We start from the raw sequence: 25320 nt of genomic DNA on the forward strand, positions 1-25320 counted from the left end.
CGATTTATCGTACTTTTGAGATACCGGGTGTTGTATCAATGAAAGGAACGACAAAAGGAGCTGGCTTTATGAATATAGACGCATATTTGGAACGATTAGGCATCGATGGTCCCCGCCGGGCATCCTTGGATTTTCTCCGGCTGCTTCAGCACGGGCATGTCACGCGCATTCCGTTCGAGAATTTGGATATCGTCGGCGGAGTCCCTCTTTCCCTGGAAGCCGACAAGCAGTTCGACAAAATCGTGTCGCGCAAAAGGGGCGGCGTCTGTTACGAGTTAAACGGCTTGTTTCACGAACTGCTGCGCGAGCTTGGTTTTTCCGTATCGCGGACGGCGGCTACCGTCAAAACGGAGGATGGATGGTTCGTGACAGGCTCCCATGCCATCAACATGGTACGGGTCGACGGCTCCGATTATTTGGTCGACGTCGGCTTCGGCGGGAGAACCCCCAGACAGCCGGTGCCGTTAACCGGCGAAGAGGTGCATGATGCGGACGGCGGCTCCTACCGGATTCGTCCCTGGAGTGACCAGGAGGGTAAGCTTGTCCTTGAGAGACGCGAAGGATCGGACTTGGATGCCTTATATAAATTCGATCCGACCGAAACGAAGCAGTTGAAAGATTTTTACGATGTTTTTATGATGACCCAATACGGCGAGGAATCCAGATTCAACAAAGTGCCGGTGGCGATGATCCTGACCGAAGAAGGGCGCATCACGCTGCATGATCATTCGTTGACGGTCGTTCAAAACGAACTGAAAACCAAAGAATCGATCAGGCCCGGAGACTTCGAAAGGGTTCTTGCCGATATTTTTAACATCAATCTCCCGCCCGTCAAGTGAAGCCATAAATAAATCAAAAAACTTCGGCATATCCCGCTTTTACGCATCATCCTCCCGTTTCCAGCGAATACTAACGGCGAAATGATCAATTTTTCGTTAGGAGACTGGAAACGATGAACAGTGATGAAAAGCCAAAGCATAAATGGCCGCTGATCGGCAAACGCTCGGGGCCCAAGCTGCATAAAGACGACATTACGATCGTCGATGCACAAATGGCGAAAAAGGCCGTGATTGCAACGGCTCTCGGAAACGCGATGGAGTGGTTCGATTTCGGGATCTATTCCTATCTTGCGGTTGTCATCGGGAAAGTGTTTTTTCCGGAAATGAGCGGTTCGGTGCAGCTCGTCTATACGTTTGCCACTTTTTCCATCGCGTTTATCGTGAGGCCTTTCGGCGGATTGTTTTTCGGGCGTCTCGGGGACCGTTGGGGCCGCAAAAAGGTGCTCACCATCACGCTTTTGATGATGGCCATCTCGACGCTTTGCATCGGCCTCATCCCGAGTTACGCTTCCATCGGAACGACGGCTTCGGTGCTGCTTTTGCTTGCCCGGCTGGTACAGGGATTCTCCACCGGAGGGGAATATTCGGGAGCGATGACCTTTATCGCCGAATCGACGCCCGACAAAAAAAGAGGCTTTTTATCCAGCGGACTGGAAGTGGGCACCTTGGTCGGTTATATTGCCGGCTCCGGTTTGGTCACGCTGCTGACCTATCTCCTCGGTTCCGAGCAAATGCTTGCTTGGGGCTGGAGAATCCCGTTTTTCATCGCGGCGCCGATCGGTTTGGTCGGACTGTATCTCCGCGGCCATTTGGAGGAAACGCCGGCTTTTGAAGCAATGGAGCAGGCCAAGGATGAGGATAAACCGAAGACGCCGCTCAGGGAACTATTTTCGAGGCATTGGAAAGTCATCCTGATTTGTACCGTGCTCGTCTTTTTCTTTAACGTCGTCGATTACATGGTGCTTTCTTATATGCCGTCTCACCTGACCGCCGTATTGGGCTACGGGGAAGCGGAAGGGCTGCTCCTGATCCTGATCGTCATGTTCATCATGATTCCGATCGTGCTGGCCATGGGTTATTTCAGCGACCGGATCGGGAACAAAAGGATCATGCAAATCGGCCTGGCGGGACTGCTCGTCCTGTCTTACCCGGCTTTCCTGTGGATCAGCAGCGGCAAGCTCGGGCTCGTATTTCTCGGACTGCTGATCCTTGCGGTATTCCTCACCTGCTTCGAGGGGACGATGCCTTCCGTGCTGCCCGCGCTGTTTTTTACCGATGTCCGGTACGGCCTGCTGGCGATCACGTACAATATCTCGGCGTCCTTGTTCGGCGGCACGACCCCCCTTGTGATGGCCTGGCTGATCAATTTGACCCAAAACAATCTCGTTCCGGCTTATTTTTTGATCGCCACGTCGATCATCGGACTGGTCGTCGTCACGTTTTGGTTTACCGACACGTCGGGCAAATCGCTGCGCGGCTCCCCGCCGGCCGTCGAGGAGAAGCACGAAATCAAGGAGCTGCTGAAAGAACCGGAAGAAGCGCTGTGGTGGCATGAAGAACATGCGATGATCCAAGAGTCCGCATCGGACCCGGAGCAAAAGAAATAGCTCGCGAAGCCCGGGACAAAACAGCAGGTTAGCCCGCAAGAGCCTTGAAAAACATTGTAGCCGCCAGACTCCATGACGCGGTAACATACTGAATGCAAAAGAAGATCACAGCCCTTCGCGGCCCTCCAATGAGTGTTTTTGCTTCTGAGCTGAGGGATGAATCTTGCAAGTGAGCCGGGTCCCGCACTCTGGGAGCGGGGCCTCGCCGTATAGGGGAGGCCGGAGAGCACCACAGAGTTGCTATTCTTCGTTAGGGGTAGAACGTGTCGTAGATAAGCATCGATAGAATGACGTCGGTAAACAAGCATTTTAGCGGATAAGGGTAGGCAGACAAGCGTCGCCGGGCAGTTCATGGAGAAATTCATCATCCTCTGAAATGTCTACGGAGGCACAAACAGGGTTAGATCACTGTGTGTAAGCTGTTCTCAAATTCTAACGGTTGTGACAGCGCCTATGTGGCTTCAAATGGTTCTCTGTAAGTTCTAACGGTTACCAATGGAGTTATTTGCAAGATTACCATCTGAAGTTCCACCTTAATGCCCAAATAACGTCAACCAGAACCGTTAAAATATCATAACCTACATTTTCCCGGCATTAACCTCTGTGGCAATCGTTAGAAATTTACTTCCCTACTATGACTTGCCTCCTCACCCCTCGCGTCCAATTGTACCCTCGATTCCCTACGTCTCCTCACATTCAATTGCTCTCCATGGTTCCTTATATCTCTTTGCGTTCAATGGTCTTTTTACTGGACTGTCAATAGTAAATCAGACAACTTTTTTAAGGGGCTTTGCTTTGGCTTTTTAGCAAGTGCAAAGAAAAAAAGAGAAACCCAGCGTCTCCAAGGCGTGGGTTTCTCGACAGCCTGACAGCCCTTTGCGGCTGTGTTTTTTTTGAAATCGCGCTAAACTATTAATGGCCTCATTCCCCCTAAAAGAGCATGGTCCATCCCTATAGGTTCTTTTTTCAGATCCCAAGGAAAGGATTGACACATCGATAAATCGCGATATAATTATGCGTATGGAACTGATCAATATTATCAAAGCATTGTCCAATGAGTCCCGTATTCAAATTTTGCAATGGTTAAAGGAACCTGAGCAGCATTTTACGCCCCATGAAGGGATTGATATGAGAAAAATCGGGGTATGCGTCGGCCAGGTAACCGACAAGTTAAATATGACCCAATCCACCGCTTCCCAATACTTGACGATTCTTCATCGAGCAGGGTTGATCAAGAGCGAACGAATCGGCAAGTACACCTATTACAAAAGGGATGAGGAGAAGATTCGCGAAGCGATGACTAAATTAAGGGGGGAGATCGAATAAGGCTAACTTCAGCTTCCGATAGGAAAATAAGGACCCGATGGACGGCTGCCGTCGCCCTGAATTCGCCGCGCCCTGCCGGTTGCGGGCGACGAAGCCCCTTTTATTGCGTCCAATGAACAAAAGCATGCCGGAACAAATGCTGTCAGCCACGGAGCGCGATACGTTCGTGCCCGATGGGTATTGGCTTATTTATCGGGGAATTGGCGGATGGAGGCCACGTGATCAGGTCCGATAGATATTTCGGTTTTATTTTTGAACATCATATCGACATATAATAATATGTAGTTTTGATGTGTTGTCGGCCACGGCACGTTGCAGTTTATGTCTGAGCAGGGAAAAACGGTTTATTTTTGAATATCAAATCGAAATATACTTATATATCGATTTGAGGATGCTTATTATGAAGGAACTTGAATAAAGGAGAACAAATTCATGAAGGGCACTTGGAAAATATACTTATTAGCACTCGTCAGTTTTTTGGTTGGGACATCCGAATATATTATTTCGGGTATTTTGGATAAGATCTCGGTATCCTTAGACATCTCGATTACTTCCGCAGGACAATTGGTGACGATTTTTTCTTTCATTTATGCTGTCTGCACTCCCGTGATCATGGCTTTGACGGCCAAGATGGAACGTCAGAAGCTGCTGGTCATCGCCATGGGCGTTTTCGTCATCGCCAATGTGCTGGCATTCATACTGCCAGGGTACGGACTATTTGTGGCCGCGCGGGCTTTGATGGCCTTGGGCGCAGGGACCGTCGTCGTGACGGCTCTGGATATAGCCGCTAAAATTGCGCCTGAAGGAAAGCAGGCTAGTTCGATCGCAAATGTGGTCATGGGTTTCACCGTGTCGATGATCGTTGGCGTTCCTCTGGGGCGCATGGCAGCCGCCGCGTACGGATGGAGATCCATATTTGGTTTTCTTGTTTTAGCGGGGCTGCTGGCAATGATCGTGTTGTATTTTGCCATTCCGCGCGTGAAAGGCGACGCTCCTGTGCCATTGACCAAGCAGCTGGGGTTGCTTAAAAACCGCCGAACGGTTCTCGGACTGACGATCACTTTCTTTTGGCTTGGCGGTTACTCGGTAGCCTATACCTATCTTTCGCCTTATCTCCTTACGGTGGCGGGCGTGCATGAAAACGCGCTGAGCGGCATTTTGCTGGCCTTTGGCATCGCCAGCTTAATCGGTTCTAAATTCGGGGGATACAGTACGGACAAATGGGGAGTGACTCCCACCTTGACCGGGGGCATGCTGCTGCATATTGCCGCCCTGATTTTACTTACGGTTACCGTCGCGTTTACGAATTCATGGTTGCCGATTGTCGCTATCCTTATGTTATGGTCTTTCACCGCCTGGTCCACCGGCCCCACACAGCAATTTAACTTGGTTCGGATCGAACCTGAATATTCGGGCATTATGCTAAGTCTAAACCAGTCCACGATGCAATTGTCAATGGCGGCGGGTGCCGGCATCGGAGGCATCGTAGTCGATCAAATTTCCTTGTCGCAGATTACATGGATTGGCGCGGCTGGCGTCGTGATTGCCCTTTTGGCATCGTTCTTGTTGAATGGGCAAATGAAAGAAAAAGCCCTTGCATCTAACGCTGATTAACCGCCAAATGTTGAAAGGTCGGGGCGTAAAGCCACGACCTTTCATTTTTTCTGCTGTGTTTGCGCTAAACCCGCCGCAAGCTTCTCGTGTACGTAAGAAAAACGATAAAGGCAGCCCTAGAGTTATACTCCAGAACTGCCCTTCTCTCTTTCGGATTGATCCCTCGGACAACTTGATCCTGGTTTCGGCACCATACAGTACCGTTCGTGTGCCTTATCCATTTTCAAGGACATGGAACAAAGCTGCCGCAACTTCTTTTTGGGACTCGGGAATGGTATGCACCCACTCATGGAGGGCCGAACGTACGCTGCTTTCCGTCAAAATCTGAGTATCCATGATCCGCTTAAGCTGCGGTGGAAGAGCGATCCCTTCCTGTTCGCTGATGTCAACCGCCATGCCAACGATGGTGGCAAGCTCGCAAGGACGATGGTCCGCAATGCTGCATTCCATGGTCAAGCCATATGCGATTTCATTGTCTGGTAGACTCATATGATTTACCTCCCCAAGCTTGGAGTACATCCCGGCGAAAGCTTGAATTCAATTCCGCCGCTTCCTTCTGCGCGATTTGTAATGTTTCCGGATCGGGGTTCACGTTGATTCTCCGCGAAATGAGAGCAAACCGAGCGCCTGCATTTTCAAGATCATCCGGTGTGGTGATGCCGTTCAACAGTTGATGGCGTGCCTCGCGGATCTCCGGCAATACGAGTTTTATTTCAGCGCGCATCTTGGGCTCCAGAGACTGTATGTTTTCCGGTGCGAATCGAATCCGTTCCAAGCCATTCACCAGTTCCTCGGAACGTTCCAGCCGCATTTGCACCTCAGGATGTTCTATACCGTCTACCCTGGCGAAACGGATGGCCTCTTTGAGCGATGCTGCAATCGCCGTCAACTCCGGAACAGGTTCGGCCAGTTTTTTCTGCAAACTGGAAATGGCTTTTGCATACTTGGATAATACTTCACGGTCTTTCTCCGGTGTTGCTGCTAACTTCTCCGGTGTCAAATCGTACTCCATCAGTGCGGAGATCTCTTCACGGGCCGTTTCTGCATCCCCCTCTTTGAGGGCCGCGGAAACTGCTGACAAGTGCGCCCTTGTACATGGGATACAACCGACCGATACGTGCATATCAGGCGCATATTGACTGTACGGCGCTGTCCCCTTTTCAATTACAGCCGCTCCGGAAACATAGGTTTCGTTGTTCTTAACATGACTCATAAACATCCTCCTCAAAGTTTGAATTTAGCCGCTCTTACCGCATACCTCAACTGGCGTGTTCCGAATACAAAAAGCCCCGTCCGATTTTTGCATACGAAAAATAGACGGAGGCTTCCGTCGTATTCGGCAACTGGCTGGCATCGTGGTTGCAGTAGAGCATCCACCTTAGCCCCTGTAGCTTTGCGTCGCCACCTTTCGATGGGTTTGCTATTATCGTACGAAGTATGAAGTTGTTAAGTCTTTGATATCTTTAAAATCAATTTGTTTTGTTACATATCATTATAAAATTCGACCCCGTCAAAAAAAATACCCAAAATTGGGTATGCTTCCGGATTGCAACAGCTGCCGGCTTTTGGGTTAGAATGGGCCATTTTCCGCGATAAAAAAAGCCACAGCCTTCGCGGCTGCGGCTTTGGCATTACGCCGATCCGTTCGTTTTGCTTGGGGTGCCCTGATCCGTTGAAACCGGGTAGGCGTATACGACATACCGGTCGGGAGCGGCACCTACGTAACGAAAAGGATAACACGTCGAAACGACGAGAACTTCTTTTCCCATCGGTCGAATGACGGAGGTGTCGTCTTTATCGACGATTTTTGTGCTCGCTATTTCGTATTCGAAGGAACCGTAAGGCATTTTGACGATGAAACGATCGCCGATCCCAAGCTCGCCGAACTTGCGGAACACCGTATCGCGGTGCCCGGATAACAATATTTGCTCGCCGTCGGACGGTAACACGGTACCGCTATAATGCCCAACGCCTTTTTCCAGCATCTCTTCATCCGTGCCTTCAATGATTGGCAATTCCGCCTTGATCTTTGGTATCTCCAGCAATCCAATCACGTCATTATCGGCGGGATGGAACTGTTCCCGCGTTACAGTGGGATTAGGGGCGGCTTTGGCTGCGGGCGATGGCTTCGTTACCGGAAGCTCGTCGGATTTTGAGCCGACCAAAGCCTCTGCCTGGGCCAGCGCCTTTTTTAATTGGATCTGATGTTCAACGTATTGGTAAACGGCAATGGATACAATAAGGATCCCAAGGGCCATCAATACGGCTCCCGCTTTCTTCCTCAAATTATTCCCCCCTGCCTTTTCATATAGAAGAAAACACCTTTCGCGCAGAAAAGTGTTTTCTTCATATCAGATATAACGATTATACCTTACGTTTTCTCCATAACAAAAGCAATCCTGCCAGCAAAATAACCATGCCGATGAACCCTAGGTTGTAAACGTTCGTTGCCGTATTCGGCAGCTTGCTGCCGGATTGTTCTCCCGGCGAAGGAGCTTTGCCAGACTCCCCGGCAACGGCTCCGTTATCTTCCAACGGAGATCCTGAGCCGTCGCCCGCATCCGGAGCCGTTCCGGTTCCAGGACTTGTTGGCGTCGTACCTGGTCCTGGATTCGACGGCGTTCCGCTTCCCGGATTCGTTGGCGTCGTGCCGGTTCCCGGTTTGGTCGGCTCAGGGGTAGTTCCTGGAACCGTTGTTCCCGGTTCAGTACCCGTTCCCTTCACGTCGACCGTCACCACCGACGTCGTCGTGCCGCCGCGGCCGTCGCTTACGATCACCGTAAAGCTGTCGCTGCCGGTATAATCACGGTCCGGTACATAGGTCCACGTTCCGTCCGGATTCACGGTAACGCTGCCGTGCTTCGGTTCGCTTCCTTTCGTATACGTCAGCTTGTCGCCGTCCACGTCCGTACCTTCTATCTTACCGGTTGCCGGCGTGTTGATCGTCGTTTCCGCATTATAGGAAGGCACGCTTGGTACTTGATTTGGTTTTCCTGGGTCCGTGCCCGGATTCGGCGTAGTGCCCGGGCTTGTTCCCGGATCGGTTCCCGGGGTTGTTCCCGGATCCGTACCTGGGTTCGTGCCAGGGTTCGTCGCAGGTTCCTTCACGTCGACCGTGATCGTCACCGTGGTTTTTCCACCTTTGCTATCCTCCACGATCACCGTAAAGCTGTCTCCTCCTACATAGCCAGGCTCTGGCGTATAGGTCCATGTTCCATCCGGATTGACCGTCACGGTACCATGTTCCGGATCTTTGCCTTTGGTATACGTCAATGGATCGCCATCCGGATCGGTGCCATAAACCGTATCCGTTACGGATTTGCCTTTTTCCGTCGTTACCGTTTCATCCGAAGCGGTTGGCGGACGGTTCGCTGGCGGAGTCGGCTTGTCCGGTTCCGTCACACCGACGGTAATCTTCGACTCCGTTTTGCCTCCTCTGCCGTCATCCACGATCACTGTAAAGCTGTCTTCGCCTACATAACCCGGCGTCGGTACATAGATCCACGATCCATCCGGATTCACCGTGACTGTGCCGTGCTGCGGATCGCTTCCTTTGGTGAAGGTCAGCGGATCGCCATCCGGATCTGTTCCATCTACTCTGCCGGTGGCCGGCGTATCATTCGTTGTCGTTACGTTGTCATCCTTCGTCACCGGCTTTTGGTTCGGCTTGTCCGTTACGTTTACCGTGATGGTCGAAGTCGTAACCCCTCCGTTACCATCGCTTACGATGACCGTAAAGATATCCGGGCCGACATATCCCGGATCCGGTTTATACTCCCATGTCCCATCTGAATTCACGGTCACCGTGCCGTGCTTCGGATCAGTTTCGATGGCGAACGTCAACGTATCTCCTACATCGGGATCGGTTGCATACACCGTGCCTGTTACCGACTTGTCCTTCTCTGTCGTTACGTTGTAATTATCGGTTACCGGCGGGTAGTTTGGCGGATCCTCTACGTGAATCGTCACCGTCGAGGTGGTGGTTCCGCCTTTGCCGTCGTTGACTATAACCGTGAAGCTATCTTCACCGACGAAATCCTGATTAGGGGTGTATGTCCACGATCCGTCCGGATTGACGGTCACCGTACCGTTTGCCGGACCGCTTCCCTCTTTGAACGTCAGCGGATCGCCGTTTGCGTCCACGCCATATACGCTTCCGGTCACCGTCGTGTTCTTCCATGTCGTTTCTTCGAAATCCGGCGAAATCGGCGGACGGTTAACATCGACCGTAACGCCGTTGGAATTCCGGGTTTCATGATTCCCTGACAGCAAATTGTCGTATTCTACGGTCGCCTGATTGGCTACTGTAGTCGTTTTGTACTTCGAGAGCACTTTAACTTTGAATTGGACGGTCGTTCCTCCAGGCAGAACATCGATGTTCGGGATTCTGCCTGCCTGGCTTTCGTTCGCTCCGTTTCCTAAACGAACGACCACCCGATTATCGTTTGCCAGAAACTCTCCTTGGTCATCGCCGCTTTTATCGCTCAGCTTCCCGGCATTCGGGCCCGATACAATCTCCAAAGATCCAGGAACGTATTCAGTTCCGTCAGGAATATTATCCGTAAATACGGTGTTGGCCGATTCGTCGCCGCCATCGTTTTTAAAGTTGACCGAATACGTTAAGGTATCTCCCTCTTTTACGTTATCTGCCGGGGATACTGACTTGGTTACAACCCCGCAAGGGGCGGTGCCCAGAAAGATATCATCGAGGAAGTTGCCTGCTCCTATAACTCCGGTAGAAGTACTCACAGCCTCGAAACCGAAGCGAGTTACCGTTTGACCAGCGGGAACCGTATAGCTTCCTGTATAGGTTCCCCAAGCAGTGTTTCCATCGCTCATTTGTCTTTGAACTAGGGTATCGTAAGGGCTAGCCGTTGCTGCACCGATGCGAAGCTGCATGGTGTCAACCCCCCACCGGCCCATATGGGATAGACGCCAATAGATGGTTTGTCCAGGCGTTGTCTTCACATCCTGGTATAACATCCCATTTTCAAAAGCATTGAGTTCTGCCCATCTCTTTCCATCAGGCGGTGCTGGCCAGCTCTGAACATTTGAAGGGATTTTCTGTTCCCAGTTCCAAAGCTCAATGATAGGTTGCCCTTTAGCATCATCCGTTGTTTTCCAACCAGGCACATCGCGTTCATAATAATAAAGCCCCGATCCATCAACAGCAGTTCCTCTGGGAGCACCTTGCTCAAAGCTGCCGTTAGTTAACGCCACTCTTGGTCCACATACGCCAGGTGGTTTACTTGGTTCGGTGACATCAACGGTTATCGTCGTTTCCGTTTTGCCGCCTTTGCCGTCATCCATGATCACAGTGAAGCTATCCGGGCCGATATAGTCTTGGTTCGGCGTGTAAGTCCACGTTCCGTCCGGATTCACCGTCACCGTGCCGTTTTTTGGATCCGTGCCTTTGGTATAGGTCAACGTGTCATTATTCGGATCGGTGCCCTGAACGACGTCGGTCTTCGGTTTATTTTTTTCCGTAGTGACCTTCATATCCGACGCTGTCGGCGGCTGGTTTTGGTAGTAATCATTTTGCGGATCGAGCGTCTCGATCGGCGCGTACTCGGTTTTGAAATACCAGCTGTAGATATCATGCGTTTCATTATTCGGGTATCCCGTAGAGGCGGTAAAACCGGCATAATAAGGTTGTCCGGCAAAAATAGCGCCAAGATCCACATTATTTACATCCAGTACCACTTTTGAGCTTGCCCGATCCGGGGCAGTGCCCAGGCGAACCTGAACATTTTTGTTTAAACCGTCATAATCGATCCATGTATAATACGTAGTCCCGTTAGATAGAACAAAGTTGGTGCCATTGTCCCTATTATACTGGTCCAAATCCGTATATCTGCCAGAACCAACCTGGTTCGTCACCGACCCATTTTCCGCGAGTCCAATGTAATTGGCTGAAGGATCGTTATAAACCGTGTTTAGAAAAGTATCGTATTTAACCGCAAAACTCGGTTGAATCCCGTAATATCCCAACCCGCCTCCGTTGGCTTTTTGAGTGCCTGTACCTGTCTGGAGCGTGAAGGTCAATCCGTCACTTGCGCCTGCGTTGCCTGTACTCATTTTAAATGAGAAAGCCGTGCTGAATGAATAGTTGTCTTTAGGGTAAAGCGTATTTTTGTTAAAAATCGCTCCATACTTTTCTGTAAGATCCGGCGTCAATCGCACAAAATTCGTTCCCTGGGGAACTTCGGCAGTGCCGTCGATGGCAAATGACTGGTCGAAAGTATCTTGGGGAAACCCGTCGTATTTATACGTTAGCCATTTACCATCTGCTGCAGCTGCTTCAGCATTTTGACCGTTTAACGGTAGCATCGGGCTGCACGCGATGATCAAAGCAGCCATTGCATTGATTATCGATTTTCTTTTCATTGTTCTCCTCCCTTCTTCCAGCAGGAAGGCTTTGAAGCCGTTCCAGGGCTGTAAGCAAGTTTTATGACCGTCGATAATCCATACTCATCCATATCGCAAAAACTGGGGGCGGATTGTTTTGGCACGATTTGAAGTGTATGTAGTAGAGAGAGACATTCACAATATACTGGCTCTCGTCGCCTCGTTCATTCCCCTCCTTCTACGACGAACGTTTCGTAGTTCTCTCCAATGGCTCTCCCCTCCTTGCAGGCTCTCTTATCTATAGACAGGGCTTCTTACCCCAGCTATCAAAATAGTTAAAATTTTAAATATTCAAAAAAGAAAATCCCCGTCCAAAAGCAAACCAGACGGAGATTTCCGTCGTATTCGGCAGCTGGCTGGCAGTAGCATTTGCATATTGTCTGCAAATCCCTTAGCCCCTGTAGCTTTGCGTCCCCATTTTTCAATGGGTTTGCCATTAGTCGTACGAGACTCTATGTAGTTGAAATTTTTAACATTTACTTAAAAATATAATATATATGCATTGTAAGTTAGGGTCTAAAGTCTCATTTTGCAATATTTTCTTCGTTTTTGTCGTTTCTAGGAAGCGTGTTCGAATCACATGAGCATAAAAACGGCTGTCGAGATCTTCTCGACAGCCTGAACCCTTTTCGTATTAAAAAGTGTAATTTCTTTACGCCTTACGTCGTCTCCATAAAAGCAGTCCTGCCAGCAGTACAACCATGCCGATGAACCCTAGGTTGTAAACGTTCGTCGACGTATTCGGCAGCTTGCTGCCGGATTGTTCTCCCGGCGAAGGAGCTTTGCCAGACTCCCCGGCAACGGTTCCGTTGTCTTCCAACGGAGATCCAGATCCGTCGCCCGCATCCGGAGCCGTTCCGGTTCCAGGTCTTGTTGGCGTCGTACCTGGTCCTGGATTCGACGGCGTTCCGCTTCCCGGATTCGTTGGCGTCGTGCCGGTTCCCGGTTTGGTCGGATCAGGGGTAGTTCCTGGAACCGTTGTTCCCGGTTCAGTACCGGTTCCCTTCACGTCGACCGCCACCACGGACGTCGTCGTGCCGCCACGTCCGTCGCTTACGATCACCGTAAAGCTGTCGCTGCCGGTATAATCACGGTCCGGTACATAGGTCCACGTTCCGTCCGGATTCACGGTAACGCTGCCGTGCTTCGGATCGCTTCCTTTCGTATACGTCAGCTTGTCGCCGTCCGCGTCCGTACCTTCTATTTTTCCGGTTGCCGGCGTGTTGATCGTCGTCTCCGCATTATAGGAAGGAACGCTTGGTACTTGATTTGGTTTTCCTGGGTCCGTGCCCGGATTCGGCGTAGTGCCCGGACTTGTTCCCGGATCGGTTCCCGGGCTTGTTCCTGGATCCGTACCTGGGTTCGTGCCAGGGTTCGTCGCAGGTTCCTTCACGTCAACCGTGATCGTAACCTCCGTCTGACCGCCTTTACCGTCCTCCACGACCACCGTAAAGCTGTCTCCGCCTACATAGCCAGGCTCTGGCGTATAGGTCCATGTGCCATCCGGATTCACCGTCACCGTACCATGTTCCGGATCTTTGCCTTTGGTATACGTTAATGAATCGCCATCCGGATCGGTGCCGTAAACGGTATCCGTTACGGATTTGCCTTTTTCCGTCGTTACCGTTTCATCCGAAGCGGTTGGCGGACGGTTCGTTGGCGGAGTCGGCTTGTCCGTTACGTTAACCGTAATGGTCGAGGTCGTGTATCCGCCTTGGCCATCGCTTACGATGACCGTAAAGATATCCGGGCCGCTATATCCCGAGTCCGGTATATACTCCCACGTTCCGTCCGGACTCACCGTCACGGTCCCATGCTTTGGATCGCTTCCTTTGGTGAATGTAAGCGGGTCACCGTCAGGATCGGTTGCATACACGCTGCGGGACACCGTCGTACCCTGCTCCGTCGTTACGGTATCATTGCGGCTCTCTGGCGGCAGATTTGGCGGCTCCGTTACGTTCACGGTCACCTTTGAGGTGGAGGTTCCGCCCTTGCCGTCGCTCACCGTAACCTCAAAGCTATCCGTTCCAGTAAAATCGAGATCTGGAACGTACGTCCATGTTCCATCCGGATTCACCGTCACTGTACCGTGGGAAGGGTCGCTTCCTTTGGTAAAGGTCAGCGGGTCACCATCAGGATCTACTCCATACACGCTTCCAGTCACCGGCGTGTTTTTCCAAGTCGTTTCTTTAGGATCCGATGCGATTGGCGGCCGGTTGGCCGGTGGGTATACGCTCACTTCCACGCCCGGATTACTTGGAGTATTGATATTGTCGCCAGTCACTTCGGCCACGTTGCGAATGCTTTGGCCAGCTTGGCCTGGTTGGATCATTGCTTTGAATTGGACCGTGTGCCAATTGGTGTCCGAAATAACTCCGAACTGACCGACAACCTGACCTGCAGCATAATGTCCTTGGTCATCGCCTTCGGCATCCGTCACCGCTGTGCCGTCTACGCGAAGCGTGCCCGGAACATATTCCAGACCTGCCGGGATCGCGTCGGAGATCACCAGATTCGTGACCTGACTATCTGCTGCCGCGTTTCGGGTTTGAATCGTATATAATAGCGTGTCTCCCACTTCCGGATGGGCCGTATCCATGTTTCCAGCCGCTTTTTCCTGAAGTGCAAACTTTTTATCGGATTCAAGTACGGGAACCCGCGGATAAATGTTGATCGTCGTCGTCGGCTTGTCCGGAACGTCGATATTGTCCCCACCAACCGCTGCCGTATTTGCAATGTCCTTGCCTGCCTGGCCCGGCAGCACTGTCACTTGAAACGTAACGGTGTGCGATGCGGTATCTTTAATGATACCAAACTGACCGACTACCTTGCCTGAGGCATAATGCCCTTTGTCGTCCCCTTCAGCATCAGTGACAGACACGCCGTCCACCTTTAAGCTGCCCGGGACATACTGTAGCCCTGATGGAATTATATCCGAGATAACAAGGTTACTAATGAAGCTGTTAGCCACTTTGTTCCGGCTCTCTATCGTGTATAAAAGCGTATCTCCTACTTCCGGGTGGACCGTATCCGTGTTACCTGTCGCTTTTTGTTGAATGGCTGCCTTTTTCTGAGATTCAAGTTCAGGAGGATTAGGATCGAACTTCGGCGTAACCTCCGATGCTAGATCATAAATCAATCCCCCCGTCATTTCTCCGATGTAAGTGGTGCTCAAAGTATCACGGTTAAGTATATAGAATCTCGGATTACTCTGACCACTAACAATGAATATATTGCCGTTAGGTAAAAAGCTCATTCCTCTGAACCCGGCGGCTTCGACAGGGGAAGATATGGCGACACTGCGAACCATGGTAGACGTTCTTGGGTCCAACTGAACTAATGAGTTTCCTGCGTAAAACCATAGATAACCATTACTATCAAAAACCAAATCGCCCCCCATATCCCGGTATGACGGGAAACTATAATTCGTTACTTCATTTGATTGCTTTTGTCCCGTAGTTAAATCGTAGCTTCCTATATAAACCTTACCGTTAAGTCCATATACATAATAATATTTCCCTTCAAAAATGACAGAACTTCCGGCTATACCCTCTACTTGTGATACAGGCTGGGCTGTTCCGTTTTCATTAATTTTATAAATTTTGGAAATATTATCGATGTAAGAATAAGTAGCTGCATAAAAAGCTTTCTCATTCATTGCTACTGCCAATCCGTTTAAGCCAGTATTTTCGGCAACACCTGTTATAGTAACACTAGCCTTGGGATTAGCAGTTGGATTATTGCCATCAAATTGATAGAGTGTCATCCCCTGAATACCATACGAATCAATTTTATTAATCGTTAATATCCCTGCTGCATGAATTGCACCTGGCGATAAAGGGAGTCCCACGCTAAGGATAAGCAAAAGTACAGAAAACTGAATAAAGAGACGCTTTAATAAATTGGTTCGCTTCGTAGAGCGGTCATTGTGCAATTGTCTCCCCCCAAATCATACTTAATTCGAAAGCTTTGATCGTTGACAGGGCGATCATTCCTTCGCCGCCAATATTTCCGATTTCAACAAATTACCTTATAGAACTCTTTCCCCTCCTCTTTCCGTCGTCTTCTTTATAGGCAGGGCTCGAACCCCCAGCTATCAAAATCGTAAAAATTTTAAATATTCAAAAAAGAAAATCCCCGTCCAAAAGCAAACCAGACGGAGATTTCCGTCGTATTCGGCAGCTGGCTGGCAGTCGTATTTGCGTTTTTACGGCAAATCCCTTAGCCCCTGTAGCTTTGCGTCCCCATTTTTCAATGGGTTTGCCATTAATCGTACGAGATTCTATGTAGTTGAAATTTTTAACATTTACTTAAAAATATAATAGATGCGAATCGCAAGTTAGGGTCTAAAGTCTCATTTTGCAATATTTTCTTCGTTTTTGTCGTTTCTACTCACCACTCCATTCGAAAAAACGGTCTGCTTTTGGAGAAATAAAGAGAACCGGTCATTTGGCCGGCTCTCCGATCTTTATCGAAAACATCCTTTACGAATAGCAACCCGCCTGGTTCAGCAGCGATCAGCCCGGAAAAGACAACGCATTCTCGGCGTACGGATCAAAGCGGTTAATCGACATCGTCAGCCCGTTATAGAAGGTATATACATCCCCCGTATACTTATCGATCCAAAAATCATACATCACAGGGATGACATAATATCTGTCGTTTTCCGATTCAACGTTCAAATGCGTGATCACATCCCGAAAGATGGCCTTGTCATCTCCCCTGCCCGGTTTCTCGTTTGCGGCAAGCGGAACAAATGGGCCGAATTTTGATTCATACGCGATAACTAATTCCTTTTTGGCTTTTTCGATGGCCGCTTCTTTGGAAAGTATCTTGGCATCACTTGGATACCGGCTGATCATCACATGCGGCAGTCTAGGGACCATATGCGGCTGCGACAAGTCTTTGCCATTAAAATAATCCACTTTGGCGCGCAAAACCTCGGCCACAAATCTCGCGGGCACGTAGGCGCTGCCGTGTATGATTCTTGGCGCGATAACCATATCGACTTTGTTGCCGTTCACCTTGGCATGCGTGGAGTTCATGAATAATTCGATCGTTTGGTCGCCATCGGCGATCGTGACTTTTTGGGCTTTGGAATCCCACTTGATCTGAGCCCCCAAATGTTCGGACACGATTCGGACCGGCAGCAGCGTCCTGTTATTTTCCGTCACCACATTCGCATTTTTTATGATGGAGCCGTTGATAAATAATCCTACAAAATCTTTGCCGATGGACTCTTTACCGGAATCAGCGTACCGGATATAAAACTGGGCGTCAGTTCCTTTTTCATACGGATAAATGGAGATTCCGGAGACATTCGTTTGGGGCACGGCTCCATCAGCCGATGCATACGCAGAACAAGCCGACCATAACACGAGCGAAAACAGCATGGATAAAACCAGACGTTTGAGCACCACCATCCACCTCTTTTTCCTATTTTGATGAGGTGACTCCCCTCACACGAGCATGACTAGAAGTGAACTGCCCCGGCTGATTAGCCCTATTGGAAAGTCATTATTCTCTAGTGACGGTTTTGCTGCCCTTTTGGTTACGGACCGGAGCAAGCATGGCTGTACCTTTTTCGCCGTCCCCGTCGTCATCGGAAGCATCAGAGCCGCTGCTTGTTCGCCATACGCCAAGCGTCGAGCTGTTTTTGGACCTCGGCTCTCACCTTGTCAATCCCGGCCTGCTTCAGCTCCTGGTTGAACTTCGGCAGTTCGGTACCGACATCCACGCTGCCCGTCATCAGGCTCGGGTAATATTTTTGCCATACCATCTCGATGTTCTGCATCTGGATCGGCATCATGGATAGATCGGGCGTAAACCCCAGCATGCTGGATTTAACGACTCTTGCGTTAGAAGAACGGAACTGATCCCATTTATTCAGAGGGTCCGGAAAGTCGCCGCCCATCGTCTTCAAAATAAACCAGTTGCCCTGAGTATACGTGACCCCCGTGTAACCGGGCGATTCATCCGGGATGGCATTCCCGCTAGCGTCCTTCGGAGGAATAGGCACGACTTGGCCATTCTCGTCCAAGCTATAATGCACGCCCTCTATCCCATAATTGAACAAGTTGCGGACTTCGGGGTCCGTATTGAGCAAATTTAAAAATTTAATGGACTCTACAGGGTGCTTGGTTTCCGCGCTGACCGCCATAATGCCGCCCCGCAAAGATTCCGTCGTGACGAGCTCCGGCGTTACGGCGTTCGCCACCACCTTGTAGCCGCGGTCCTTGCTCCAGCTATTTACCGCAAGAGGGCCGCCGTCGGAGGCTTTCCAGAACAGCTTCGAACCTCTTTTCAGCTTTTGATTCTCACGTAAAGCAGCGTCTTCGTTGATGTAGCCCGCCTTATAATAGCGCCGCAGCGTATTCAGCACTTGCCGTGCTTCTTTCGTTTCGAATATATTCACCACGGGAGCGTTTGGATCTAAGGACTTCACCATCAAAGGGAGCTTCTTGTCTATGACGTATTCGTAGCCGTCCAAGGCAAAGAAGTTCTGCGAGTCCTTGTCCAGCTCCATAGGCAAATAATCCGGTTCCTTTTGTTTGATCATTCGCAGCAAAGGTTCAAGCGATTCCAGCGTGTTGTATTTTGTAATATCGATATCGTACTTCTTCACCAGTTCATCCGGATACGTCCACTGTTGGCGCACCGCGAGTTCTTTATTGGTAGGGATGCCGTAAATGCCGCCGTCGTCCATACGCACCCCTTGCCAAAAAACGGGATCGATGACCTCGTACATTTCCTTGCCTGCGGTAGAGAGATAGTCATCCAGCCGCAGCCATGCGCCACGCTTGGCATAACCCGTGAAATCCTGGGCAAAAGCGACATCAAAAGGGGTTCCCGCCGATATCATCGTGTTCAACCGGTCTTCATACTCTTGCCAGCCTACCTTGACATAAGTGATGGTAACGCCGATCTTTTTGGCCAGGATCTCATTGATTTTATCGTTCACCAGCTTCAGATCCTTGTCCGGCTCGCCGATCGTGTAGTAGATGAGATTCACCGTGGCGCCGCCGGGCTTCCCCTCATCTTCGCCGGAAGACGAGGAACACCCCGCCCCCGACAGCGCTAACATGACGGTTAATGCAACATATAGGATGATACGACCCCAAAAAGAGGGTTGCTGCATACAAAGGCCTCCCTTGCCGCGTTAAACCTAGCTCTTTTTTCTCATTTCCGAAGGCGACTTGCCGAAATAACTTTGAAAATGGGTGTAAAAATAATTCAGATTGGGGTATCCCACGGAAAGCGCGATGCTGGAAATTTTCTCGCTGGTCGTTAAAATGAGTTCCCGCGCGTGAAGCATTCGATAGGCCATCAAATATTCCGAAAACTTCATATGCGCTTCCTTCAAAAACAGCTGCCCAAGGTACGTACTGTTCATCCGAAAACGCTCCGCCACTGATTTCAGGGTGATGTTCTGGGCATATTCCGCCTTCACCATCATCAAGATGCGGTTGGTCAGCTTGGATAATTGATCATACGGAATTCCCAGAATCGGGTCGGTGTTCGGGTCCTCGCCGCTTGCGCCGTCCAGGGTGCCGTGCAAATCTTCTACGATGATTTTTTCAATCACCTGCTGCAGCTTGGAACGCTCGACGGGCTTGAGCAAATAATCCTTCACCCCGCAGCGGATCGCCTCCTGGGCGTATTCGAATTCGCTGTAGCCGCTCATCATGATATATTTGGTAGGCATTCGCAGCTCATTCAGCTTCTTTATGATTTCGTAGCCGCGATCCGTGCCGATGCATACATCGAAGATCGCGATATCGGGCAGCAGCTCCACCGCTTTGGACAACGCATCGTCTTTGGTTTCGCACGTCTCAACCCGGTGAATACCGTAGCTTGCCCAATCCAAAGTCCGTTTCATGCCCTCCAGAATTTGAGGTTCGTCATCCACGATAAGAAGTTTGTACATGCCTGTTCACTCCTTTGCGATCATTACGGTAATCTTAACCCCAGCCTCCTCGTTGTTCCCGATTTCCATGGAAAAGCCCTCTCCATAGAAAAAATGCAGCCGGGTATACACGTTGCGCAAACCTATGCTCCGGACCGGGGCATCGTCACGGCTTGAAAGATTCACCCTCACTTCGTCCAAACGCTCCCTGGAGATTCCTTTTCCGTTGTCGACAAATTCGAGCACGAAGCGCTGATCCGTTTCCCAGCCGTTGACGACCAGCAAATTAAATTCGTTGCCCGGATCGAAGCCATGAACGAAAAAATTCTCCGCCAGAGGCTGCATCCAAAATTTCACGGTAGATACGTTCCAAAGCGCCTCATCCACATTCAGCTGATAATAAAACCGCCCCGGGTATTTCAGCTCCATGATTTTCAAATATTTTTGCAAAAGTTCCAGCTCGCTGATGATGGATATGATGTTTTCTTTCTTCACGATATCCCGATATAAAGCGCCTAAGGTCGCGATGGCATCGGCGGTGTCGACGTCGCGGTTCACCAAAGCGGTAGAGCGAATAGCCTCTAACGTGTTGTACAGGAAGTGGGGATTGATCTGATGTTGAAGCGCCTTCATTTCGGTCTCCTGCTGTTTGAGCTTCAGCAAATATTCGGTGCGGATATGTTTATCAAGCTGAAGAACCATGTCATCCAGTTCCCGGGCAATCATGCCGTATTCGTTCCGCCTGTAACGGGCCGGAGAATTCGACGTAAAGTCCGCGGTTTTCACGCGTTTGATGGAATAGATAATGCGCTGAAGGAATCGCGCGTCGTCGCGCAGATTGTAAACAATAATAAGCAATACGCTGATCATCGCCATCAATATAATGAATAACACCGCCGCAATAATGCCGGTATTTTGACGCATAAGCATCGGCAGATCGACAAGAACGACGAAGCGGAAATCGAACTTGGTGGAAGAAAAGATCATAAAATATGTGCTTTTCAACCCGCCTAATGAAAGATAGCCGCTGGTTCGTCCGTCATCCGCCGCTTGAAGAACCAGTTTCCCGGCATGACGGTTCCCGCCTAAGATCATGTACACCTCGCCGGAAGCGCTTACGGCTGCGGCCGTGTCCAATTTGTAACTGTTTATTTTTTTGAACAGCTGCTCGCTGCTGATCAAGAAACGGAACTCCCCGATCTGGCGGGAAATCTGGTTCGGGTCGGATAACTTTTTGCGGTATACGAATCCCTTTTGGATCGTCTCGCGAAAGGTTTCATCCGTGTTCGGCAGGCGGAACGCGAAGCTGTCATTGCCGCTGCTGTCAAAGCGAACCGCATTTCCCCGCGACGCGGTATGAAGGCTGATTTGCGTAATGTCTCCCTGCCCCGAGCTGTACAAAAAAGCTTTCATATCGTCCGGAAAGGAGACGAGCGGTTCGTTAAATTGGCTGTTTTTCAGCCTGTTCGTCAGATACCCCTCCGCGCTATTGCCCAAAAAGTACCTGGCATCTGTCATCAGCCGATTGTTGGAGTATATTCGCTGCATGTATGCCTCGATGCGATCCGCATCATACTGAAGCTCGTTTTCGATGCGGGCAAAGGCGCTGACGGCCTCGGTTCGGGCGTTTTCGATCCATTGATACAGCAGTATCGCACAAGTCAGAATGCCAAGCGCCAAACCTAAAGTTACCACAAATACCGTATACGCAATGAATTTGCCGCGGTATATCTTAATCTGCAGAAAAGAACCCATGCGACGCCTCCTTTGCATCAGGTTGTTAACGGAGGATTTTGCAAAATCCTGAACGATGAGCATTCCATTTCACGAAAGCAATTTCATTATATCTTGTTTTCCTATAGCAGGAGGATGCAAAATTCGATCCATTTCGACATTGGGATTTTGGCAAATAAGGAAGCCCGAACGGGCGAGTGCTCCTTCCGTTCGGGCTTCCAAGTCGGGCGTTGGCTTTTATGACTCACTTAAAGAAAGCATCAATCTGCTCTTGGGCGGCTTTCATGAGGGTATCCATGCCTGCGGCTTTCAGTTCGGACACGATCTTCGGCACCATTTTTTCCGGATCGGATGCGCCCGTGAGCAATTCATAACGGTATTTGTCCCACACCGCCTTGGTATTCGCCACCTCTGTAGAGAGATTGGTAATATCCATGGAAAAGCCCAGCAGCGAAGACGCAAACGCTTGTTCATTCAGCTTTTTAACCTGTTCCCATTGGTCTTTAGGCGCATCCTTCTGTGTTGCCATGTTAAAGAATGTACCTTGCGTGTAGGCAGCGAGCGGCCATGTATCTGTCGTGCGCTCGACAACTTTCTCGCCATCCAATTTCTTGTAATCCACATCCTCTTCGCCAAAAGCGAGCATGTTGCGCAGCTTCGGATCGGTATTGACCAGTTCCAGGTATTTCAGAGCTTCTTTTTTATATTTCGAGTTGGCGGAAATAGCGTTCAAAGAACCTTGGATCGTCGTTGTCGTGTAGATCGGCCCGTAATTCTGTACCATATCGTACTTTTCAACGCCATTGTTCACTTGCCAACTCACTTCTGCACCAGGGAACCCTTGAGCGCTCAAGAATGGTTTGCCTTTATCCGGTTCAGGCTTGGTTGGCGCGTCCGGATTGATAATGCCGTCTTGATACCATTTATGCAGCATTTTCAAATTCTCCATCACGTCCGGCTGTTCGAGAACAGATACGACCTTACGCGAAGCATCGTCCGCCTTTACGCCGATAGGAGCGAGTCCAAGGGCCATATCGTCGTATTCGTTAAAGAATCCGTTTAAGCCTTCGCTTTGCGTCATCGGCAGCGGATAGAAGCTTTTGCCTTCTCCTGCTTTCATGTCATGGAAAGGTTTATCGAGATCCTTCAGGGTTTTCATGTTTGGCACATCAATGCCGTATTTCTCAACATACTTATGATCGAATACCCAATACTGGGTTAGGGACGAGTCCTTGTACGTAGGTACGGAGTAAATTTTGCCGCCGACTTTTGAGCCATCCCATACCTTCTCGGGAATAAGCTTATACAGATCCGGCGTTTCGCTTTGCACGAGATCCGTGAGATCGGCAAAGGCGCCCATGGCAACTTGCTGATTGTACTTGGAACCGTTCGTGAACATGATATCGAAAGGCTCGCCCGTATTTACGATCGTGTTGATCTTCGTATCCCATTCGCCCCAGCTGGCCACTTTGATATCCACTTTGACGCCGATTTTCTCGGCTGTGTATTCATTCATCGCTGCGACAGCCTTGTCAAAGTTGTTCGGAACCTGGCCGCCGATCGTCCACCATACCAAAGTAGGCACATCAGTGGAAGATGAAGAAGTTTTGGAAGCATCGGAAGCCTTCGGATCGGAAGCGGATGTATCCGACTTCGAGCCGCAAGCTGCAAGCGCTGACAGCAGAAGCGTCAGAACGCAAGCGGTAGAAAGGAGCTTCAAAGGCTTTTTCATAAGTATTTCCCCCTTATAAATGTTGTTCTTTCGCCGATTTGAAGCCTTTTGAATAAAAAAGGTCATCCTCAGAACGGCGTTGTTTATAAAGAAAACGTCTTTTCGACGCATTCTCTCGGCTGACAGACCGCCTTTAGCGGAACTTTCCCCAAATGCTTAGCCTTCGGGCGACGCCTTATCCCTTGACGGCGCCAATCGTCAGGCCGGAAATGAAATACCGCTGGAAGAACGGGTAAGCAAAGGCTACAGGGAGTACGATAATGATTGCCACCGCCATCCGCGCGGATTCTTTCGGCATCGTTGCCGCAAGCATCGCGTAGCTGACGCCCATACTGGCGGCATTTTTCGCAAGAGCATCCACGTTGCTCATCAAGTTATTCAGCAGCGCCTGCAAGGAATACAGATCCTGGTTGTTGATGTACAGCATCGATTGGAACCAGTCATTCCAGTAAGCAAAGCACAGGAACAGTCCGATGGTTGCGATAACCGGCAATGAAATCGGCAGAACGATCGAGAAGAAAATACGCAGCTGGCCCGCGCCGTCGATTTCCGCGGATTCGATCAGGCCATCCGGAATCGTGCTCTTAAAGAACGTTTTGCAAATAATGACGTTGAAGGACGAAACCGCCAGCGGTAAAATCAGCGCCCAAACCGTATCCTTAAGTCCAAGCAAATTAGCGTTAATGTAATAGCTGGAAACCAAACCTCCATTGAAGATCATCGGAATAAATACGATCCAGGTCAGCAGCCCTTTGAGCTTGTAATTCGGCCGGGAGATGACGTAACCCATAGAGGCGGTCAGCAGCACGCCCAGTACCGTGCCCACAATCGTGACCAATGCCGATATGCCGAGCGCACGCAGAATCATCGTCCCTTGCTGTGCTATATAACTGTAAGCATCGCCGGATAGCGCGGTTGGAATGATGTGATATCCCGTCTGACGGATGGAGTCCTCGCTGGATAAGGATATGGAAAGCACAACCAGCATCGGCACCACGCATACTAACGCGAGCAAAATAAATATGAGATTGAAAATGATGTTGACGCCTTTGCTCGGGCGGTTGAATTTATCCAAACCGCTTTCATAAACCGTTCTTGCTGCCATAAACGCACCCCCTACATCATCGCGCTATCCGGATCTATTCTGCGAACGATCCAGTTTGCGGTTAGAATCGTGATACAACCCAGTACGGATTGCACGAATGCGGCCGCGGAAGCCATGCCGACAGTTGCCGTTTTGAGTTGCTTATATACCAATACATCAATGGTGGTGGTCACGTTAAACAAGGAGTTCGAATCCCGCGGTACCTGGAAGAACAATCCGAAATCCGTGTAGAAGATGCGGCCCACGGCCAAAATAAACATCATGACGATAACCAGTTTCATCAATGGCAGGGTAATGAACCGTGTCTGCTGCCAGATGGAAGCGCCATCAATGACAGCTGCCTCATAGTAGGTTTTATCAATGCCGGTGATTGTCGCCAAGTAAACGACCATACCGTAACCTACGCTTTTCCAAACATGCATGAAGATCAAAAGGTAAGGCCAGTATTTCGACTCCATATACCAGTTGATCGGCTCGCCGCCCATATTAACCAGCATTTGATTGACAATCCCTTTGTCAAAGCTCAAAAAGGCCCAGCCTACCGCCGAAACGACGACCCATGACAGAAAGTAGGGCAAAAACATCATGGTTTGATACACTTTGCCGGCTCTCCGATTGTGCAGCATGCCGACCATCAGTGCTAAAGCAACGGGGATGACAATGCCAAGGACGATAAAAATGATATTGTATCCCAGCGTATTTCGAATAATGATCCAGGCATCGTTGGATTTGAACAAAAATTCAAAGTTCTTGAACCCCGCCCATGGACTGTTAATGACATTACTTAGAAATCCGCCGCTTATTTTAAAGTTTTTAAAGGCGATAATGATGCCGAACATGGGTAAGAAGCAGAAAAGAATGTACCATATGGTCGTCGGCAGCGCCAAAAGCGTGAGCTCGGCATCTTGCTTGCGCCATCGCGTTCGTAAGCGCTTACCCTTTGTCTTAGTGCTCATGTCTGTCACCTCTTCCGTCATCCTATATTGCTTGTTGTAAGTCAATTTTATAGGAAATAGAGCGCTTTCATCCAGATAACAAACATGATAAAG

At 49.9% G+C, this 25320-nt stretch carries 16 protein-coding genes and 3 riboswitches; of the genes, 4 read left to right on the top strand and 12 right to left on the bottom strand.

Annotated features, from left to right (window positions below; all coding sequences use genetic code 11):
* Positions 1 to 68: 68 nt before the first annotated feature.
* The 4 genes from AC27KL_RS23750 to AC27KL_RS23765 all read left to right on the top strand — a co-directional run bounded on the left by AC27KL_RS23750 (position 69) and on the right by AC27KL_RS23765 (position 5386).
* Positions 69 to 839, top strand: coding sequence for an arylamine N-acetyltransferase family protein (locus tag AC27KL_RS23750; RefSeq protein ID WP_487171313.1), 771 nt, complete (start codon positions 69 to 71; stop codon positions 837 to 839).
* Positions 840 to 952: 113 nt separating this feature from the next.
* Entirely contained in the window at positions 953 to 2446 is a 1494-nt protein-coding gene (locus AC27KL_RS23755) for an MFS transporter (RefSeq protein ID WP_487171314.1), read from the top strand.
* 1020 nt (positions 2447 to 3466) lie between these two features.
* A complete protein-coding gene (locus AC27KL_RS23760) occupies positions 3467 to 3772 on the top strand; it encodes an ArsR/SmtB family transcription factor (RefSeq protein ID WP_339322941.1) in 306 nt (101 codons plus the stop codon).
* A gap of 432 nt (positions 3773 to 4204) precedes the next feature.
* Complete coding sequence (locus AC27KL_RS23765) at positions 4205 to 5386, top strand: MFS transporter (RefSeq protein ID WP_487171315.1); 1182 nt, start codon at positions 4205 to 4207, stop codon at positions 5384 to 5386.
* Positions 5387 to 5599: 213 nt separating this feature from the next.
* On the opposite strand, the gene AC27KL_RS23770 is transcribed toward AC27KL_RS23765, so the two are convergent.
* The 12 genes from AC27KL_RS23770 to AC27KL_RS23825 form a co-directional block, all read right to left on the bottom strand.
* A complete protein-coding gene (locus AC27KL_RS23770) occupies positions 5600 to 5875 on the bottom strand; it encodes a hypothetical protein (protein ID WP_339322939.1) in 276 nt (91 codons plus the stop codon).
* The gene (locus AC27KL_RS23775; RefSeq protein WP_487171316.1) at positions 5856 to 6599 is read right to left on the bottom strand and encodes a hypothetical protein; all 744 of its coding nucleotides are present in this window, start codon (positions 6597 to 6599) and stop codon (positions 5856 to 5858) included. The genes AC27KL_RS23770 and AC27KL_RS23775 overlap by 20 nt, the downstream gene beginning before the upstream one ends.
* A 122-nt stretch (positions 6600 to 6721) precedes the next feature.
* Positions 6722 to 6818: riboswitch (cyclic di-GMP riboswitch) on the bottom strand.
* A 199-nt stretch (positions 6819 to 7017) separates the two neighbouring features.
* Positions 7018 to 7671: a class D sortase gene (locus AC27KL_RS23780; protein ID WP_487171317.1), complete on the bottom strand. Its 654-nt coding sequence runs from the start codon at positions 7669 to 7671 to the stop codon at positions 7018 to 7020.
* Positions 7672 to 7750: 79 nt separating this feature from the next.
* Complete coding sequence (locus AC27KL_RS23785) at positions 7751 to 11773, bottom strand: Ig-like domain-containing protein (RefSeq protein WP_487171318.1); 4023 nt, start codon at positions 11771 to 11773, stop codon at positions 7751 to 7753.
* Between the two features lie 365 nt (positions 11774 to 12138).
* Positions 12139 to 12239, bottom strand: a riboswitch (cyclic di-GMP riboswitch).
* Positions 12240 to 12446: 207 nt separating this feature from the next.
* Positions 12447 to 15560: an Ig-like domain-containing protein gene (locus tag AC27KL_RS23790; RefSeq protein ID WP_487171374.1), complete on the bottom strand. Its 3114-nt coding sequence runs from the start codon at positions 15558 to 15560 to the stop codon at positions 12447 to 12449.
* A gap of 408 nt (positions 15561 to 15968) precedes the next feature.
* Positions 15969 to 16069, bottom strand: a riboswitch (cyclic di-GMP riboswitch).
* Between the two features lie 242 nt (positions 16070 to 16311).
* On the bottom strand, positions 16312 to 17217 hold the full coding sequence (locus tag AC27KL_RS23795; RefSeq protein ID WP_487171319.1) for a copper amine oxidase N-terminal domain-containing protein: 906 nt from the start codon (positions 17215 to 17217) through the stop codon (positions 16312 to 16314).
* A 188-nt stretch (positions 17218 to 17405) separates the two neighbouring features.
* Positions 17406 to 18932, bottom strand: coding sequence for an ABC transporter substrate-binding protein (locus tag AC27KL_RS23800; protein WP_487171320.1), 1527 nt, complete (start codon positions 18930 to 18932; stop codon positions 17406 to 17408).
* 27 nt (positions 18933 to 18959) lie between these two features.
* Entirely contained in the window at positions 18960 to 19721 is a 762-nt protein-coding gene (locus AC27KL_RS23805) for a response regulator transcription factor (RefSeq protein ID WP_339322933.1), read from the bottom strand.
* Between the two features lie 6 nt (positions 19722 to 19727).
* A complete protein-coding gene (locus AC27KL_RS23810) occupies positions 19728 to 21455 on the bottom strand; it encodes a sensor histidine kinase (protein WP_487171321.1) in 1728 nt (575 codons plus the stop codon).
* A gap of 223 nt (positions 21456 to 21678) precedes the next feature.
* Positions 21679 to 23166, bottom strand: coding sequence for an ABC transporter substrate-binding protein (locus AC27KL_RS23815; RefSeq protein WP_487171322.1), 1488 nt, complete (start codon positions 23164 to 23166; stop codon positions 21679 to 21681).
* Positions 23167 to 23341: 175 nt separating this feature from the next.
* Entirely contained in the window at positions 23342 to 24271 is a 930-nt protein-coding gene (locus AC27KL_RS23820; RefSeq protein WP_487171323.1) for a carbohydrate ABC transporter permease, read from the bottom strand.
* 11 nt (positions 24272 to 24282) lie between these two features.
* Positions 24283 to 25227: an ABC transporter permease gene (locus AC27KL_RS23825; RefSeq protein WP_487171375.1), complete on the bottom strand. Its 945-nt coding sequence runs from the start codon at positions 25225 to 25227 to the stop codon at positions 24283 to 24285.
* Positions 25228 to 25320 lie beyond the last annotated feature (93 nt).

It is taken from the genome of Paenibacillus sp. YAE3, from assembly GCF_057546105.1.

Coding starts and splice junctions, on each gene's coding strand:
- AC27KL_RS23750 (WP_487171313.1), top strand. CDS start 69: ATGAATATAGACGCATATTTGGAACGATTAGGCATCGATGGTCCCCGC.
- AC27KL_RS23755 (WP_487171314.1), top strand. CDS start 953: ATGAACAGTGATGAAAAGCCAAAGCATAAATGGCCGCTGATCGGCAAA.
- AC27KL_RS23760 (WP_339322941.1), top strand. CDS start 3,467: ATGGAACTGATCAATATTATCAAAGCATTGTCCAATGAGTCCCGTATT.
- AC27KL_RS23765 (WP_487171315.1), top strand. CDS start 4,205: ATGAAGGGCACTTGGAAAATATACTTATTAGCACTCGTCAGTTTTTTG.
- AC27KL_RS23770 (WP_339322939.1), bottom strand. CDS start 5,875: ATGAGTCTACCAGACAATGAAATCGCATATGGCTTGACCATGGAATGC.
- AC27KL_RS23775 (WP_487171316.1), bottom strand. CDS start 6,599: ATGAGTCATGTTAAGAACAACGAAACCTATGTTTCCGGAGCGGCTGTA.
- AC27KL_RS23785 (WP_487171318.1), bottom strand. CDS start 11,773: ATGAAAAGAAAATCGATAATCAATGCAATGGCTGCTTTGATCATCGCG.
- AC27KL_RS23790 (WP_487171374.1), bottom strand. CDS start 15,560: ATGACACTCTATCAATTTGATGGCAATAATCCAACTGCTAATCCCAAG.
- AC27KL_RS23795 (WP_487171319.1), bottom strand. CDS start 17,217: ATGGTGGTGCTCAAACGTCTGGTTTTATCCATGCTGTTTTCGCTCGTG.
- AC27KL_RS23800 (WP_487171320.1), bottom strand. CDS start 18,932: ATGCAGCAACCCTCTTTTTGGGGTCGTATCATCCTATATGTTGCATTA.
- AC27KL_RS23805 (WP_339322933.1), bottom strand. CDS start 19,721: ATGTACAAACTTCTTATCGTGGATGACGAACCTCAAATTCTGGAGGGC.
- AC27KL_RS23810 (WP_487171321.1), bottom strand. CDS start 21,455: ATGGGTTCTTTTCTGCAGATTAAGATATACCGCGGCAAATTCATTGCG.
- AC27KL_RS23815 (WP_487171322.1), bottom strand. CDS start 23,166: ATGAAAAAGCCTTTGAAGCTCCTTTCTACCGCTTGCGTTCTGACGCTT.
- AC27KL_RS23820 (WP_487171323.1), bottom strand. CDS start 24,271: ATGGCAGCAAGAACGGTTTATGAAAGCGGTTTGGATAAATTCAACCGC.
- AC27KL_RS23825 (WP_487171375.1), bottom strand. CDS start 25,227: ATGAGCACTAAGACAAAGGGTAAGCGCTTACGAACGCGATGGCGCAAG.